General features: G+C 40.7%; 15 protein-coding genes and 1 CRISPR repeat array. Of the genes, 5 read left to right on the top strand and 10 right to left on the bottom strand.

All coding sequences use genetic code 11. The annotated features are described in order from the left end of the window. Positions 1–42 precede the first annotated feature (42 nt). Complete coding sequence (locus tag H5232_RS13195) at positions 43–855, bottom strand: transporter substrate-binding domain-containing protein (RefSeq protein WP_259398736.1); 813 nt, start codon at positions 853–855, stop codon at positions 43–45. A 140-nt stretch (positions 856–995) separates the two neighbouring features. Between H5232_RS13195 and H5232_RS13190 the strand changes: the two genes are divergently transcribed. Further along, positions 996–2,621, top strand: a complete 1,626-nt coding sequence (locus H5232_RS13190) for a methyl-accepting chemotaxis protein (RefSeq protein WP_182831027.1) — start codon at positions 996–998, stop codon at positions 2,619–2,621. Positions 2,622–2,777: 156 nt separating this feature from the next. Here the strand turns inward: H5232_RS13190 and H5232_RS13185 are convergent, their stop codons facing one another. From H5232_RS13185 to H5232_RS13150, 8 genes are all read right to left on the bottom strand, one after another. Next, positions 2,778–3,623 (bottom strand): patatin family protein, encoded by an 846-nt coding sequence (locus tag H5232_RS13185; protein ID WP_259400131.1) that lies wholly within the window; start codon positions 3,621–3,623, stop codon positions 2,778–2,780. Positions 3,624–3,652: 29 nt separating this feature from the next. Then, positions 3,653–4,888, bottom strand: coding sequence for an ABC transporter permease (locus tag H5232_RS13180; protein ID WP_182831025.1), 1,236 nt, complete (start codon positions 4,886–4,888; stop codon positions 3,653–3,655). Then, the gene (locus tag H5232_RS13175) at positions 4,888–6,084 is read right to left on the bottom strand and encodes an efflux RND transporter periplasmic adaptor subunit (protein WP_182717771.1); all 1,197 of its coding nucleotides are present in this window, start codon (positions 6,082–6,084) and stop codon (positions 4,888–4,890) included. The genes H5232_RS13180 and H5232_RS13175 overlap by 1 nt, the downstream gene beginning before the upstream one ends. Beyond that, positions 6,081–7,241, bottom strand: coding sequence for an efflux RND transporter periplasmic adaptor subunit (locus tag H5232_RS13170; protein WP_182717772.1), 1,161 nt, complete (start codon positions 7,239–7,241; stop codon positions 6,081–6,083). Before H5232_RS13170 ends, H5232_RS13175 begins: the two co-directional genes overlap by 4 nt. After that, positions 7,231–8,202 (bottom strand): efflux RND transporter periplasmic adaptor subunit, encoded by a 972-nt coding sequence (locus H5232_RS13165; protein ID WP_182717773.1) that lies wholly within the window; start codon positions 8,200–8,202, stop codon positions 7,231–7,233. The genes H5232_RS13170 and H5232_RS13165 overlap by 11 nt, the downstream gene beginning before the upstream one ends. Then, positions 8,196–8,870: an ABC transporter ATP-binding protein gene (locus tag H5232_RS13160; protein ID WP_182717774.1), complete on the bottom strand. Its 675-nt coding sequence runs from the start codon at positions 8,868–8,870 to the stop codon at positions 8,196–8,198. Before H5232_RS13160 ends, H5232_RS13165 begins: the two co-directional genes overlap by 7 nt. Before the next feature lie 318 nt (positions 8,871–9,188). After that, entirely contained in the window at positions 9,189–9,641 is a 453-nt protein-coding gene (locus H5232_RS13155) for an NfeD family protein (protein ID WP_182784231.1), read from the bottom strand. Positions 9,642–9,659: 18 nt separating this feature from the next. Continuing rightward, complete coding sequence (locus H5232_RS13150; RefSeq protein ID WP_145234179.1) at positions 9,660–10,613, bottom strand: slipin family protein; 954 nt, start codon at positions 10,611–10,613, stop codon at positions 9,660–9,662. Between the two features lie 339 nt (positions 10,614–10,952). Here H5232_RS13150 and cas6f point away from each other — a divergent pair, with 339 nt between their 5' ends. Further along, a complete protein-coding gene (gene cas6f, locus H5232_RS13145) occupies positions 10,953–11,162 on the top strand; it encodes a type I-F CRISPR-associated endoribonuclease Cas6/Csy4 (protein WP_182831024.1) in 210 nt (69 codons plus the stop codon). A gap of 129 nt (positions 11,163–11,291) precedes the next feature. Beyond that, a CRISPR array of direct repeats spans positions 11,292–11,559; the repeat unit is 28 nt; unit sequence GTTTACTGCCGCACAGGCAGCTTAGAAA. Positions 11,560–12,147: 588 nt separating this feature from the next. Next, a complete protein-coding gene (tkt, locus tag H5232_RS13140; RefSeq protein WP_182831023.1) occupies positions 12,148–14,151 on the top strand; it encodes a transketolase in 2,004 nt (667 codons plus the stop codon). 118 nt (positions 14,152–14,269) lie between these two features. Here the strand turns inward: tkt and tal are convergent, their stop codons facing one another. Beyond that, the gene (gene tal, locus H5232_RS13135) at positions 14,270–15,223 is read right to left on the bottom strand and encodes a transaldolase (protein ID WP_182831022.1); all 954 of its coding nucleotides are present in this window, start codon (positions 15,221–15,223) and stop codon (positions 14,270–14,272) included. Between the two features lie 238 nt (positions 15,224–15,461). Here tal and H5232_RS13130 point away from each other — a divergent pair, with 238 nt between their 5' ends. Together H5232_RS13130 and H5232_RS13125 are read left to right on the top strand one after the other, a co-directional pair. After that, on the top strand, positions 15,462–17,114 hold the full coding sequence (locus H5232_RS13130; RefSeq protein WP_182831021.1) for a ribulokinase: 1,653 nt from the start codon (positions 15,462–15,464) through the stop codon (positions 17,112–17,114). Further along, positions 17,111–17,437, top strand: a 327-nt coding sequence (locus H5232_RS13125; RefSeq protein WP_182831020.1) for a class II aldolase/adducin family protein, incomplete at its 3' end; no start/stop codon positions are given. The genes H5232_RS13130 and H5232_RS13125, both read left to right, overlap by 4 nt.

The following is a 17,437-nucleotide window of genomic DNA, read 5'->3' as shown; positions in this document are numbered from 1 at the left end:
TTAATTGTTAGCTCGCAATAAGTAATGTGAGCTATGGTGTCGCTAATTTAGGTGAAAAACTTTTCTCGATGATAATGCGAGATCTCGTTCTTTTTCACCAAAAAATTGTTGATAAAGCTGCTCAAACTTACCGTTTTGTTGAAGTTTTAGTAACCCTGCCTCTAACTCCATTAGTAAAGCATCGTTTTGTTTATGAGTGTAAAAATAATAATGACTCGGGTATTGCAACATGATCGTTGGTTCAATCATTAAGTTTTGATGCTGCAGTTTAGTCACCTCAGCGGCAATAGCTGATACAGAGCGAGGAAAATAATCTGCCAAACCTGTCTCGAGTGCTCTAGTCATGCCTTTATAATCTAGCTCACCATTAACAGTGAAGCCATTGCGGATAAGTACATCATAATCAGACCAACTTTGCTTTTGTAATGCGATTAAAGGCTTAAGCTGTGCTGAAGTTGATATTTCAGCGAAGCGCGGTTGTTGATTTTTATTAATTATTAGTAATCGCTTGCCGTGTAAACCTTGGTAAATTGACAATGAGGTATGATGTAAATCTGGGTAGCTATTAGCAGGGAGCGATAGCCAAGCTAAATTAATACTGCTTGCTTTTGACAACTCTTCCACCACGCGTTTTTTATTCATTGGTCTAATGGAGTATATAAAATTAACCTGTTTTCCTTGCTCAGCAAAGGCGAGCGTTAACAGCGCATGAATATAGTGATTACGAGGGGTATCTGTTGTGCTGGGGCTGGCTAAATGAAGATTAACGATTGCTTCATTTGCGTGTACAAAGCTAGTAAACGCTAGAGGCAATAACAATAACCAGAGCACGCCAAAATTATACAATTTCATCATTGAGCTATAACTTAAAATTTTATGACTCTAGTATAGCAAAATTATAATACCTTTTTTTTGCAAAAAATATTATAAAAACGTAGAGGCTTTTGAATTACGTATTATACTTGTAAATATTAAAGATGTAGCTTTGGAATACTATGTTAAATAATTATTTGGTCCGTTCCCGTTTAATTGTATTAGCGCTTTTACCTGTTGTAATATTTACGATTACTGCCATATATTCAATTAGTACTATGGGAGGGTTAGTCAAAGGAATTGACAGTTTATATGAAAACCGTGTCGTACCATTGAAACAGATAAAAACAGTGTCAGATAACTACGCAGTTAATATTGTTGATTTACTTCATAAATTTAGAGCTGGGACTATAAGCCAAAATGATTTATTAGCGGCAGTACAGCAGTCTCAAAATACAGCCGATAAAGAATGGAATACTTACCTTAGTACAGACTTAACCAGTGAAGAAAAAAGCTTAGTAAATACTGTTGAACAAAAACTTAAGCCAGTTCAAGCGCAAATTAAAAACTTGTTGAATAAAATACGCAATGGGGATTTCCAGTCACTCTCTCAACAGCAGTTTGTTGCTGATCTATATGATGTATTCGATCCGTTAAGTGCGAGCTATCAAGCTTTAATAGACCTGCAATTAAATGAAGCGAATCACTTTAAAAAACAAGCCGACGAAAACTTTGCGTTAGTAAGTCTAGTGATGAAATTATCAGTAGCACTGTTGATTTTTTTGCTGTTAGTCATTGCTTATTTTATTTATCGTTCAATTCAAAATCCATTGATGGCGCTGCGCGATACCATTACGCAAATTGCAAATAATGCTGACTTGCGAATACGAGCCAATGTACTTGGTGAAGATGAAATTGCAGATACTGCGCGAAACTTTAATAATATGTTGTCACGTATACATACTTTAGTAACCGATGTATCTGGGGCGACGTTAACTTTATCTTCTGCGGCAGAAGAAATGAACTCAATTAGTGAGCAAGTGGCCTCAACAGCCACAGAGCAAGAGCAACAGTCTACAATGATTGCGACAGCCATTACGCAAATGAGTAGTGCGATTGAACAAGTGGCACAAAATGCGATGGCCACATCAGAAAAAGCCACTAATGCAGATAGTAAAGCACAACAAGGGCAGCAAGCCGTTGCTGATAATATTAGCTCAATCCAAACGTTATCTAAGTTAGTAAATACAAATACACAATTAATAAACGATCTTAATACACAAACAAATGATATAAATCAGGTTGTAATGATGATCCAAGGCGTTGCAGAGCAAACTAACTTACTGGCTTTAAATGCTGCGATTGAAGCCGCAAGAGCAGGGGATTCTGGTCGTGGTTTTGCTGTTGTTGCCGATGAAGTAAGGCAGCTTGCTCATAATACCCAAAAAGCCACAGCGAGTATTAATGAAATGATCAGCAAGCTACAAGGTATGGCTCAACAAGCTGTTGTTGCTATGGGCAACGCTGAAAGTAGTGCACAAGAAAGTGTTGATCATGCAGAATATTCATCACAAGTTTTAACTGAAATAAATCAAGAGGTAACCGAAATTGCCGATATGAACACGCAAGTGTCAACAGCCACTGAAGAGCAAAAAATGGTGGCCAATGAATTAAGTAGTAACATCAACGAGTTTAGTTCTAGTATTGCATCAGTGAGTGAAAGTTCACAGCAAAACGCACAAGCATCACAGGAGTTGGCCTTACTCGCAAGTATGTTACAACAACAAGTAAATGAGTTTAAAATATAACACTGTAATGAGTGTATCTTGTTATTAATAGAGTACGAATGACAAGGTACAGTCTAAATTTATTCGTTTTCACAAGGTTTGGTTCGCGCAGTTTTGTGACAACATCAGCAAAAAAAATAAGCTGCCACACACTTTTTTATAGATAAAATCATTGTTCTATAGCTGTATGCTTTGCAAATGTTGCTGTGCAGCCACAATCCCCATTTGGTAACCATCGCTGAGCTTTTGATAGTTTTTAGTGGTGCGGCCAACGTTAAAGTCAGCCGGTGGTGCGATGATATTTATTTTACAGTCTGCAGGTGGATTATGAATAAACGCAATACTGGCATTATAGTTATCAGCACGAGCTAAAGATGCACTGGCAAGTGCCGGGTGGTTTTTATAAATGCGGCGTGTAAACCATGGGGCCTTACTGGTTTTTTTACGATATCCAAGTGGTTGTGATAAAACGACCGTGATTTCTTCAGCTCTCATTTGATAGGCTTTTCGGATCGGAATTGAATCAGCCACACCGCCATCGGTCATGGCAACACCATCTATGACTGGGTAATCTCGATAAGCAATAGGAATCGCACAGGAGGCTTTTAACTGTTGCTCCATTTGCTCTGCTGTCGCTTTTAAATATTGCGCTGATGCTGTGTCTATATCGGTAGCGACAATATAAAATTCACAGTTCTGTGTTGCAAATGTGCCAAGATCTAAACGAATATCAGCCATGGTGGTTTGCCATAACCAATCTAAGTCAAATAAATGTCCGCCACGGATAAAGCGCGCTAAATTAATAAACTCGGGTCGACATGAATAATCAGTGATCACTTTATGATTACGTTTAGCTTGTTGGCATAAATAAGCCGCAATATTAGTTGCCCCAGCAGAAACACCAAAGCAGCGATTAAATGGTTGGTATTGTGCCCCTAAGAACGCATCAAGTACGCCGGTGGCAAATATGCCGCGCATTGCACCACCTTCTACAACAAGGGTGTGTTTGTTGTTGCTCACCAAATTTTCTCCTTTAACTACTAACATTCGAGTTAATCACTTTGTAGTGCTTCAATAGGGTCAAGCTGTGACGCTTTGATCGCGGGGTATACACCAAAAATAAGGCCGACTAACGCACAAATACTAAACGATAGCACGATGGCGGTCATTGACCACGATACCGCCCACTGCGAGTACATAGAAATAATTTCAGACAAGCCAATACCAAATACCACACCCAGTAGGCCACCTAAAATAGAAATGGTAAAGCTCTCGGCAATAAATTGTATTCGAATGTCTTTTTGTGTTGCACCAATAGCACGCAGTAAGCCAATTTCTTTAGTGCGTTCAAGCACCGTCGCCAACATGATATTCATAATACCGATACCGCCAACCAGGAGTGAAATGCCTGCCACGCAGGACATTACAATATTAAATATTTGCTGGGTTTGTTTTTGCTGGGCTAATAATGCGGCAGGAATAACTAATTCAAAATCATCAATATCACTGTGGCGATTTTGCAGTAAATGTTCCAGTGCTTGTGCGGCAACAATTGGATCAACCGATTTATCAATGGCTAGTTTCAAGCTGCTGACTTCACTATCAAGTAAGCCACTTTCAAAGCGGTGTAATGCAGTACTAAGTGGAATAAATACTTGGTTTTGTTCGTTACCGAGTTTGACTCCTTGAAATTCTTTTTTCTTTAAATAAGGCGCTTGTAAAATACCGACTACTTTAAACCATAAGTGGTTAATTTTTATTTGTTGACCGAGTGCGTCACCTAACGGAAATAGTTGCTTGGCAGTATTTGCGCCAAGCATTGCCACTTGAGCAAACCGTTGTTGATCGTTTTTATTTAATATACGCCCAGCAAATAGTTGAAAATGTGACAGCTGAAAATAATTAGCGCTTACACCTACGGCATTGGCGTCGCTGTTATTGTATTGGCTAAAAATATGATACGTCTCGATGGTTTTTTGTGCGGCAAAATCGGTAACAAAAGGCAGCGAGTCGTGGGCAACTTGGGCATCACGCAGGCTTAAACCGGCCGAATGCTTACGTTGCTCTTTGAGTTCTTTTTCATCGAACTCTTTGCCATTAACAATCAAATTATATAACCCCATAGAGTCAATCATTTTCATGGCTTCACGTTCAGCACCTTCACCAATATTGAGCATAGCAATGACGGCACCGACACCAAATATCATCCCTAATAAAGTCAGTAAAGTACGTAATTTATGCTGTGCAAGCCCTAAGGCGGTGTCGATAAATAAAGTTAAATATTTCATCAGATGTCCTTTATATCAATGAGTGAGATCACATCATTAGCAGCTAAGCCTGCGAGGATCTCTACATGACTAAGGTTATGTTTGCCTAATGAAACGGTCTTTTTGACAAATTCGCCAGCTTCTTCAACATAGACATAATGCGCATTTTGTTCGGTAAAAACACTTTGTTTAGGTACCACTAAACGCTCACTTTGCGGTGTCACTAAAATAGTCGCATTGAGTTTTAAACCCGGGCGTAAAGCGTCACTTTGCTGATTTATCGTTGCTTTTAGTTCGTAAAATTTTTGTGGGTCGCCGCGTTTTATTGATTTAGGAAACGGTGATACTTCAATTAACTCGCCACTAAATTGCTGCTCAGGCAATGCAATAAGTTTGAATGTAAGTGACTGACCTACGGATAAATCGATTGCTTCACGTTCAGACACATATAACATCAACTGCATTTGGCTAACATCAGGCAGTGCTGCTATTTTTTGACCAGGCCATAAGGATTCACCCGCTCGCGGTTTTTCGCCGCGCCAATTAGTACTATGGGTTAATAAGCCATCGTGAGGGGCGATGATCTCAAGCAATGATAGGTTAGTGTTCAACGTTGCTAATTTTTGTTTGTATTGGTCTTCTTTCATTTTTAATAACATCAACTCTCCGGTGGCACTTTGCTCAAAACGGCCAGTTTGCCAGTCGTAGTAGTTATGTTTTGCATTTAAAAACTCAACATTTTGTTGTGACTCTAAAATATCTAATTTAGAGCGAATGCGTTCATCTTCAATTGAGTAATCTTCGGCAAATTGCTTTTCTTCATTAACCAATACAATATCGTGCTCTAAAATAGTCTTATCTTTATCTATTTCTCCTGATTTTTGTGCTAAATCTTGCGCTGCTAAAGCCGCTTGATTAGTGTTTTTTTGGCTTTGCCGACGCATTTGTTCGCCATCAAAACGAGCAATGACCTGACCTTTTTTAACTTGGCTATATTCTGGCATTAACCACGCTAAAGTTTGTGGCCCACGGCTTGATGCTGGCGCAACAATCAGGGTTTCATTTGCCGCGATCAAATGCCCTTTGGCTTCAACCTCAGTTTTAAAACTGTGTTCACTAACCGTATAAGTAAGCGCGTTTTGAATTTCATGTTCTTTTGAACAACCGCTGATAAATAAAGCTGTAACGATTAAGCTAAGTGCAAAGCTCGTTTTCATAATTTTACCTCGTCGCCTAGTTGTAGGCCGCTTTTAACTACGGCGAGATTATCGGTAAAGTGACTTATCTCTATAAATTGTTTGTTATTTTCAGTGGTTGTAACATAGGGACCTTGTTGATCATATTGCAAACTGGTTAAAGGAATACTTAATACCTGAGGTAAGCGAGCGGTGGTGATCTCTAAGCGCGCAGTAAGTCCTGGGCGAATAACACTGGTGTCAATATTATCAATACTAACAATGGCATCCACAATCCGACGCTTATCTTGATATGACTTTTCTCTAAATACACGACCCAAACTCTTTATTTTCCCTGACACAACTAGTTCGCTACTGCCATCAATGGTTATTTTAACGGTTTGCCCTGGGGCAATTTTACCGCTGTCGGGTTCATCGATTTGTGCTTTTACTTGCATATTTTTAAGTACAGCAAGCTCAATAACAGGCTGACCAAATTGCACACTTTCACCAATGGATGACTTTTCACCTTCATAATTGGTTTTATAAATTACCAGCCCATCAATTGGGGCTTTTACCTTAAGGCGTTCAATATCTTGTAAATACTCGTCTACCTCACTTTGCAGCCGTGCAACTTTACTTTGCACCATTTTTAAGTTTAGTTCTTTGCTCTGTTGCTGAAACGTTTGCTTACTTTTAGCAAGCGTTAGATCGTTGTTTGCAATAGTAAAATCAATTTGTGACTTTTTACGTTCAACTTCAGAACGAGATTGATCAACAATCTCTGCTTTGCGTTTAGCTTTATCGTAGTTCATTTTCATTTCGGCAACGCTGAGGGTCAGTTCTTGCTCTTTGATAAGCTCTTTATTTTGCGCATTTTCGAGTTGTTTTTTTGCTCGCTCTAATGAAGATTGTTTGTCGATTAGCTTATCGCGAACTTGTTTGTCGTCAAACGATACCACCACTTGGCCTTTTTTAACTTGGGTGTTCTCCGCTAGCATAGTCTTAATTTGGTATTGCCACATACGGGCAACTGACGGCGGGGCAATGATCGCACTGGTTGATGACTCCAGTTCGCCATTGGCATTAACCGTGATAGCAATATCACTCTTTTTCACTAGATAATGTTGTTGCTCATCGTCATTACATGCAGTTAATAGCAACATACTCAATATTATGCATAAAACGTTATGATTCATCAGAGTCTTCTCCGATTGTTAATTTTGCACTCATGCCCGGTAACAGTTTTAAATTCTGAGCGTTAAAGTTAAAGCGAGTTCTAAAGTAGGCATCTTTGCCCCACTGAAGGCGTTCTTCTGGCTGAGTTGAAATTTCGCTTAAAGTCGCATTGAGCGGCTGTTGTAAATAGGCGTCAAATAACAATTGCGCTTGTTGGCCAAGTTGTAAATGTTGATAATCAATTTCGTGTACCCAGGCTTCAATGTAGAGTTCACTCATGGCCGGTATTTCGACAATTTTCCAGCCTGGTTGGGCTGTCATACCAACAAATGCTTTTTCGCCATTCCACGGATGGTTTGCATATAAAACGGGCCCTGTACGCTGTGCCTTAATGCTCATACTTGCCAGTTGCGTTTTATTGTATGCAAGGTCTGTTTTTAGTTGTTCAATAGTCAGTAACTGCTTATTGCGCGCAACGGTATTTTCAGTTTTAACTTGGCTGAGTTCTTCGGATGATTTTTGTTTATTGATCAGGGCTTTTTCAAGTTCGAGCTGATTTTTTTGATAATCATAGGTACTTAAGTTAGCGTGTGGAATAGCAGCATCTATGCGGGCACGCGCTAGTAAAAGCTCAGTGCGCTTAAAGTTAAACTCAGCTTCTATTTGTTTTTCTTGATTGCTAGTGGTGATCCTAAGCAGCTCTTCTTCGGCGGCCTCTAAACTTACTTCATCTTGTTCAATTTCACTGGCAATCGAGCCACTATCAAACACCACAACAACATCACCTTGTTGCGCTATTTCGCCTTCTTTCATCATCCATTGTACTTGTACTCGCCAATTGTCTGATTTTGGAGCATAAAAAATTTGCTTATCGCTGGCTTTTAGCTCACCACTGAGTAATAAACTTTGCGCGTTGCTTGAGAAAGCTAAGCTGTAAAGTAATAATCCTAAACAGGCTTTGAAACATTGATTTTTTAACATCCGCTATCCTCTATAACTATGCCATCTTTCATCCGAATAATTCGCTTAGCATAAGCAGCAATATCTTCTTCATGGGTTACCATGACCAAAGTATGCCCTTGCTGGTGGAGTGAGCAAAGCAACTGCATAATTTCATGAGACGTTTTACTATCGAGGTTACCCGTTGGTTCATCAGCAAAAATGACTTTTGGCTCGTTTACTAATGCTCTGGCAATAGCAACTCGTTGCCGCTGACCACCGGACATTTCAAAGGGTTTATGGTGTGCGCGATTTTGCAAGCCAACCTTATCCAGCATCGCCATAGCGCGCTCACTGGCTTGCTGTTTTGGGGTGTCGGTATAGCGCAGTGGCAAAGCCACATTTTCTTGAGCACTAAGGCGAGTTAATAAGTGAAAGGTTTGAAATATAAAGCCAATTTTTTTATTACGGATAGCTGACAAACTTTCGTCATCTATTTCTTTAATACTTTCACCAGAGAGCAAATAACTGCCTGAGGTTGGTGTATCGAGACACCCAAGGATATTCATTAAAGTCGACTTCCCTGAACCGGAAGCGCCCATTACGGCGACAAACTCACCTTCTTCAATATGCAATGAAACATTACTTAATGCAATGACTTGCGTTTCGCCTGCGCCATAAGTACGGCAAAGATTTTCGACCCTGATCATACAGTTACTTTTTGTTTTTATTATTATCTGATTGGTTAAACTAGCGAGTTTTATAGCGAGACACAAGTCCAAATATAGTAGTTAAACATACGTCTATTTGCAGCCTTTAATTGTTTTAACATTTAAAGGCTAATTTAATCATTGTCAGTTAACAATTGCGTGGTTTTATATTTCATTTATTGCGTTTTAGCTAAGAGTTGTGCGGGTTTAGCGAATATTTTTTGTTACAAAAAAGCCAAGTAATTCGATAAAAACTTCTTGGCTGGCTTTATGGTAAAAATCATACAGCATATTCAGAGTGTTATACCCACATCTAGGTTAAATTGCTGCAACCCACATAACACCGACTTCTTTTTTTACCACTTTTACATGGGTGCCAGCGCCTAGTGGTTGCTGGCTTTTTAGTTTCCAGCTCACTCCAGAATACGAGTAGGTACTAACACCTAACTCATCAACATCGCTAGTGAGCACAAAATCAAGCTCTGCAAAGTCACTTTTCACTTCTTTATTATCAACATTATCTTGCATGCGTTTTAGCGGTTTCCATAGTAAAACAGCGCATGCGGCGGTGATCAAGGTGTTACTCCAAAGTGCGGTGGTTAATGAGTCTTCTAACAGCGCGAAGTTCATCATTAATCCAGTTGCAAATAATGATATACCCAAAAACAATAATATAAAGGTCGACATTCCCAGCACTGCTACTTCAATTATCAGTGCCAGTACACCTAAGATCATCAGTGTTTGGGCTAAATTATTGGTAATGAACTCCATAGTTTGCTCCTTTACAGCTTAACCTTTTTGTTTGGTATTTAAGGTATTAATAATCGACATCGCTTGCGCTACCATAGAGCTGGCATCGGTGCCGTTATCGGGTAATAAAACAACTGACGATTCTTTAGCAATGGCTTGTTTTGCGGCAATTGCTTTTGAGGCGAGGTCTAATTGAATGGCTTTTTGACCTTGCTCAGTATCAGCTGCTTCACCTACTTTACGTAGTGCATCAGCTTGTGCTTCGGCTACCGCAATAATGGCTTTAGCTTCACCTTCAGCACGCAGGATTTGCTCGGCTTTTTCTGCTTCAGCGGCTAGTACTTGCGCTTGTTTTTTACCTTCAGCGACATTGATATTAGCTTGACGATCACCTTCTGATTCTAAAATTTGTGCACGTTTAACACGTTCCGCTTTCATTTGTGCTTCCATCGCTTCCATTACTGATTGCGGTGGCACAATATCTTTAATTTCATAACGTAATACTTGAATACCCCAAGGATCTGCGGCTTGGTTAATTGCCGCAACAATATTAGTATTTAGTACATCACGTTCTTCAAAGGTTTTATCCAGCTCCATTTTACCAAGCTCTGAACGCATCGTTGTTTGCGATAATTGCGTAACGGCAAACACATAATCATCAACGCCATAAGTGGCTTTGTATGGATCCATAACACGGAAATACAATACACCATCAACAATCAATGAAATATTATCTTTGGTAATAGCAGATTGCGACGGCACATCTTGCGCTTGCTCTTTTAAACTACGATCAGCGGCAATACGATCAACAAACGGCACAATAAAGTTTAGGCCTGCTTCTTTAGTTGATTGATACTTACCAAAACGTTCAATGAGCCACGCACGGTTTTGCGGCACAAATTTAACACTACTTTTTAGCAGTACTAAAACAAAAATGAGTAAAAACGCCTCAACAGTGAATAACATGTTGAGAACTTGCGTTATCGGGTCCATAGATACTCTCCTTTAATAGTGGCCAATATGGCGTGTCACATATTTATTTAATTTATATACTTATAAACGTGACTAACCCTACATTACCATTGAGCTGTAAGCCCAGCTAGTGAAAAATCGTGACAAAGTATGTCGGTAAGTTAATTACGATTGCAATATTATGGTCATGTTTTTTGAAGATGCACACAGAAAGTATGTTTGATTTTTGATCTAAAGCAAATAGTTCAGGCAGAAAGGGAAGTCTGTTTGTGAGCCTCTCAGTTAATTTAAGATTAGCAAACTCAAAGTGAATACCTTACATAGTTAAACTCACCTTCATGTAAGAATAGACCCCGCACCATGTTTACCTCAAAACAACGTACACATTTTTTCAAACAATGTAAATATGTACTTGGTGCTGCTGATAATCCTTATCTAGATTTGTTCAGCGGTTCAACAGAACAAGTGCATCGCAAATTCTTTGCGTTTAGTGATTTAAAAGATAAACCTATTGATGGTAAGTTTGATTCTTATGGATTAAGTAAAGTTGCCACGATACCTTGGTTTTAACCCTTTATTTTTTCTCTTTAAAATTTTCTATAAAAACAATGGGTTATAACATATCGTTTTTGATAAGGTAAAATAGTAATATTTAACCTAATGGCTTGTTGTAACTTATTTTTATGCTGATATTCTATAGTTTACTGCCGCACAGGCAGCTTAGAAAGGTAAAGCTAAGGCAGAGCGTAGAGCTGAAAAGTTTACTGCCGCACAGGCAGCTTAGAAATCCCACTGTCACTGAACCATACCCAGTGTTAGGTTTACTGCCGCACAGGCAGCTTAGAAAGTCACAGTAATCTATAGATATTAAACCCGACAGTTTACTGCCGCACAGGCAGCTTAGAAAACGGACAACCAGTATCAGCCCTGCAGCTTCGAGTTTACTGCCGCACAGGCAGCTTAGGTGACGAGGGACCGACAAAAATATCGGGAATATTTTGGAACTGCGAAGCAGACCTTTATGGCGAAGGGCAGGACGCCTAAAGTAAACGACATATCTAGTAAAGAGTGCAGCGCGAAGAAGTGAGGTCATGGCAGGTTTTTGTTCCCGACAAAATCTAAGTACCTAAATCCATTTAGGCAATGACCGATGTAACCAAGCTCCATGGATGGATTCAAACGCCGATGTTTTTTTTCGCGCCAGCAAGCTTAGCGCCTACGACACAGGCAGCTTAGGTGGCGAGGCAGTGAAACGAGTTTTTTGATCACTATTCGGCGCTAAAGCGCTCTTCTACAAGCCACACTACGGATGCTTACGGCGACGATATGCTTAACGTGCTAAGCACGAGCTACAAATTATTTCATGGTTTCTCATTTACCCTCACTGTCTGTTTTTTGTGCAACAAATCGTTAAGTTCTAGGAAAATGATTTGCAGAGCTGCATTTGTATGCGCTGAAGAACTGTTTTTAGCGAGTTCGGGCGATTTCTGATTGCTATTTATATTACATTTTGAGATATTATTTATAATATAATATTAACAGGAAATAGTAACAGATGACTCTGCCCAGTTCTCAATCTGCAAATGCAATCCGTATGCTTGCTGTCGATGCCGTTCAAAAAGCTAATTCAGGTCACCCAGGTGCACCAATGGGGATGGCCGATATTGCTGCTGTTCTTTGGCAAAACTTCCACCGCCACAATCCATTGAATCCTGATTGGCCTAACCGCGACCGTTTTGTGTTGTCAAACGGCCATGGCTCTATGTTGCAGTACGCATTACTACATTTAAGTGGTTATGATGTCAGTATTGAAGACATTAAACAGTTTCGCCAACTGCATTCTAAAACGCCGGGTCACCCAGAGTATGGTTATACACCTGGGGTTGAAACAACTACAGGGCCACTTGGTGCTGGTATTGCCAATGCGGTTGGTATGGCAATTGCTGAAAAAACCTTAGCTGGACAATTTAATAAACCACACTTTGATATTGTTGATCACTTCACTTACTGCTTTTTAGGTGATGGTTGTTTGATGGAAGGTATCTCTCATGAAGCATGTTCATTAGCAGGTACATTAAAGTTAGGTAAACTCATCGCTTTTTGGGATGACAATGGCATCTCAATTGATGGCGAAGTAGAAGGCTGGTTTACTGACGATACCCCAAAACGCTTTGAATCATACGGTTGGCAGGTTATTAGTGGCGTTGATGGTCACGATATGGCCGCGATTGCCAGTGCTATTGAAGCTGCGCAAGCTAACCCAGATCAGCCAACGCTTATCTGTTGTAAAACGGTGATTGGTTTTGGTTCGCCCAATAAATCGGGTAGTCATGATTGTCACGGTTCACCACTGGGTAATGATGAAATTGCAGCGGTTCGTGAGCAACTAAATTGGCCACATCCAGCGTTTGAAATTCCTCAAGATGTATACAATGAGTGGAATGGCCAAGCCAAAGGCCAAGATTTAGAAAGCGCATGGCAACAAACCTTTGCCGCTTACAGCAAAGCACACCCAGAGCTGAGTAAAGAATTTAACCGCCGTGTAACGGCTAAATCATTACCGAGCAACTTTGCAGAAATTGCTGATCAGTACATTGCCAAGTGCCAAGAAGATATGCAAAACATAGCAACCCGTAAATCATCACAAAATGCCATTACCTTCTTTGCTGAGCATTTGCCTGAACTTATGGGAGGCTCCGCTGATTTAGCCGGTTCCAACTTAACTTTATGGCCTGACGCGAAAGGCTTGCAAGATGATGCTGCCGGTAACTATGTATTTTATGGCGTACGCGAGTTTGGCATGAGCGCGATAATGAATGGTATTGCGCTGCATGGCGGCTTTATCCCATTTGGTGCAACTTTCTTAATGTTTATGGAATACGCGCGTAATGCTGTGCGTATGGCGGCATTAATGAAAGCACACAGTATTTTTGTGTATACCCATGATTCAATTGGTCAAGGTGAAGATGGCCCGACCCATCAGCCAATTGAACAAATTGCTAATTTGCGTATGACGCCAAATATGTCGACTTGGCGCCCATGTGATGAAGTTGAAACTGCCGTTGCGTGGCGTCAAGCTCTGATCAATGAAGCAGGACCTAGTGCGTTGATCTTTAGTCGCCAAGGCACTAAAGCAATGCCGCGTGCGAAAGAGCAATTAGCGAATGTTGCAAAAGGTGGCTATACCTTAGTTGAGTGTGAGCAAACACCAGATCTAATCATAATGGCGACTGGCTCTGAAGTGGAATTAGCGGTTAATGCGGCAGCTGAACTAACAGCTCAAGGCAAGCAAGTTCGCGTTGTTTCTATGCCATCAACCAATCAGTTTGACTTGCAAGATAAAGCTTACCGCCAAAGTGTATTGCCAGCAGGTGTTGCTAAAATTGCTGTAGAAGCCGCACACAGTGATTTTTGGTATAAATACGTTGGTCAAGATGGCGATGTATTAGGTATGACTACGTTTGGTGAGTCAGCACCGGGTGCTGTATTACTAGAGCATTTTGGTTTTACCGTAAAGAACTTAGTTGCTAAGGCAAATGCGTTATTAAACGACATCTAGGTTAAAGTTTTACCTGATAAAAAGCCCGCTGATTTAATTAAATCAGCGGGCTTTTTTATGTATTTAATTCGAACTCTTGATAATGATTGATCATCAAGAGCCCAATTTAGTTAATGATTTAGACAAGCTCAGCTAAAATGGCTTCAAGCTTTTCTTGGTCAATTGCAAACTGACGAATGCCTTGGCTTAATTTATCTGTTGCCATTGCATCTTGGTTCATTTCCCAGCGGAAAGCTTGCTCACTCATAGGCTCAGGCGCCGTAACTGTTTCAGTTGTAGGAGCAAGTTGACGCTCTAAAGGCGCATCTGTTGCTGCCAGCTCTGAAAGTAACCCAGGGCTGATTGTTAATCTATCACAGCCTGCTAGTAGTTGAATTTCGTTGATGTTTCTGAAACTTGCGCCCATAACGATGGTTTTATAATCATGCTTTTTGAAAAAGTCATAAATGTGCGTAACTGATTGCACGCCAGGATCGTTAGCACCACTGAAGTCGGTATCAGCATTATTGGCTTTATACCAATCAAGAATTCGACCAACAAATGGTGAGATTAGGTATGCACCAACCTCAGCACAGGCACGTGCTTGAGCAAACGCGAATACCAGCGTTAAGTTACAACGAATACCTTGTTGCTCAAGTACTTTTGCCGCTTGAATACCTTCCCATGTTGACGCTACTTTGATCAACACCCGTGATGTATCAATGTCTTGCTCTTTATAAAGTGCAACGAGCTCAAGCGCTTTATTAATAGTTGCTTGCGTATCAAACGATAAGCGCGCATCGACTTCAGTTGAGACTAAACCAGGCACTTGTGCCATTAAGTTTGCACCAATCAATACTGATAACTTATCTGCGGCTTTACTGATCACTTGTGCATTGTCATTGGTTTGTTGCTTAGCCCAAGCAACGGCTTCAACAGCCAGAGGACGGTATTTTTCAATTTTAATCGCATTGAGCAATAACGATGGATTTGTAGTGGCATCTTGCGGCTTATATTGATCGATTGCTTCAAAATCACCGGTATCAGCAACCACAGTGGTCATGGTTTTTAATTGTTCTAATTGGCTAGACATAGACATCCTATTTTCATCATACAAAATAAATTAACGGCTTTTAGCATTGCTTGTGACATGGTTTAAGCCCTTTATAAGTGCAAAACATTAGTTTAAAGGGCACAGGTGTCACGAATATTTCAGAATTAATCTGTTAATAATATTTTTATAATACCTTTACAACCTGTCATTATTGATATTATCATACAAATAACAGTAATGACTAACATTGTTAGTATCCAATTAGTGAAAGGTATTTATGTCTCGTTATACATTGGGCTTAGATTATGGCTCTGATTCAGTAAGAGCACTGCTTGTTGATGTTACCACAGGTAAAGAGCTGGCTAGCCATTTAGTAAATTATCCGCGTTGGGCACAAGGCTTATATTGTGATCCGAGTAAAGACCAGTTTCGCCAGCACCCACAAGATTATATCGACAGCTTAATTGAGGTTGTAAATGGTCTATGGCAACAAGTGCCAGCAGGTACTGCAGATAACGTTGTTGGTATGAGCTTTGACACCACAGGTTCAACGCCAGTGGCGATTAATAGCCAAGGCACACCTTTAGCGCTGACGGAAGAATTTGCTGAAAATCCAAATGCTATGTTCATTCTTTGGAAAGACCATACGTCGATTAAAGAAGCGAATGAGATCACCAAAGCCGCGACCAATAACGAGGTTAATTATCTTTCACATATGGGCGGTATCTATTCATCAGAATGGTACTGGGCTAAAGCACTGCATATCTTCAGAGATGACGCCGCTGTAAAAGCGGCGACTTACTCATGGGTAGAGCACTGTGATTGGATGACGGCATTAATGTGTGGCACCACACACCCTGAAGTATTAACGCTGGGTCGTTGTGCTACAGGCCACAAGCAAATGTGGAATGAGCAATGGGGTGGTTTCCCACCAAATAGTTTCTTCAGCAAAATTGACCCATTATTAGATGGTGTGGTTGATACGCTTAATGCGACAACTCAACCAAGCGACCAAGTCGCGGGTAAACTAACCGCGCAATGGGCTGAGAAGCTTGGTTTACCGCAGAGCGTTATTGTTGGTTACGGTGCTTTTGACTGTCACATGGGCGCAGTTGCCGCTAATGTACGCCCAGGCGTACTGACTAAAGTAATGGGTACTTCTACCTGTGATATTACCGTTACTTCAAAACAACAACTTGGCGATACCTGCGTAAAAGGTATCTGTGGTCAGGTTGATGGCTCGGTTATTCCAGGCATGATTGGCCTTGAAGCGGGTCAATCTGCGTTTGGTGATTTATATGCATGGTTTAAAAACCTGATGCTATGGCCGACCCGCCAATTAACAAATTTAAACGACGTTGAACAAAGCTTGATCAACAAAATTGAAGACTCAATTTTAGTTGATTTATCAAAAGCTGCCAGTGCGTTACCGGTTAAAAATACCGATGTAACGGCACTTGACTGGGTCAACGGTCGTCGCACTCCTGATGCTGATCAAAGCGTAGCAATGGCCATGACGGGCATGAAAATGGGCACTGATGCGCCGCAGTTCTTTAAAGCATTAGTTGAGGCGACGGCCTTTGGCGCACGCGCCATTACTGAGCGTTTTCAAAGTGAAGGCGTACCGATTGAGTCAGTGGCTGTGATTGGCGGTATTTCGAAAAAATCTGATTACGTAATGCAAACCTGTGCTGATGTATGGAACTGCCCAATTGACGTACTTGAAAGCGAGCAAAGCTGTGCGCTTGGTGCTGCAATTATGGCTGCTGTTGCTGCAGGTGAATATGCGACGGTTGCTGATGCGCAACAGGTGATGGCTTCTGCTGTATGTCATCAGTATTTACCTAACCCAGAGCGGGTTGCGGTTTATAACGAACTCTATGCTAACTATCAAGCGTTAGCACAGTATGTTGATGGAGCAAAAGCATGAGCTACACAGAATTAAAGCGCGAAGTATTCGAAGCAAATATGGAATTACAACGTCGTGGTTTGGTGATTTATACCTTTGGTAATGTATCGCAAATCGACCGCGACAAAGGCGTGATTGCGATTAAACCAAGTGGTGTATCGTATGACCAAATGAAAGCAGAAGACATGGTGATTGTTGATTTAGAAAACAACATCGTTGAGGGCAGCATGCGCCCGTCTTCGGATACCAAAACCCATATTCATTTGTATCGTCATTTTAATGACATTGGTGGCGTAACGCATACTCACTCAACGTATGCCACTGCATGGGCACAAGCAAAGCAG

Source organism: Pseudoalteromonas sp. SG41-5 (assembly GCF_014164495.1).
Lineage (GTDB): Bacteria > Pseudomonadota > Gammaproteobacteria > Enterobacterales > Alteromonadaceae > Pseudoalteromonas > Pseudoalteromonas rhizosphaerae.
This window is presented reverse-complemented; position numbering and strand designations above follow the sequence as displayed.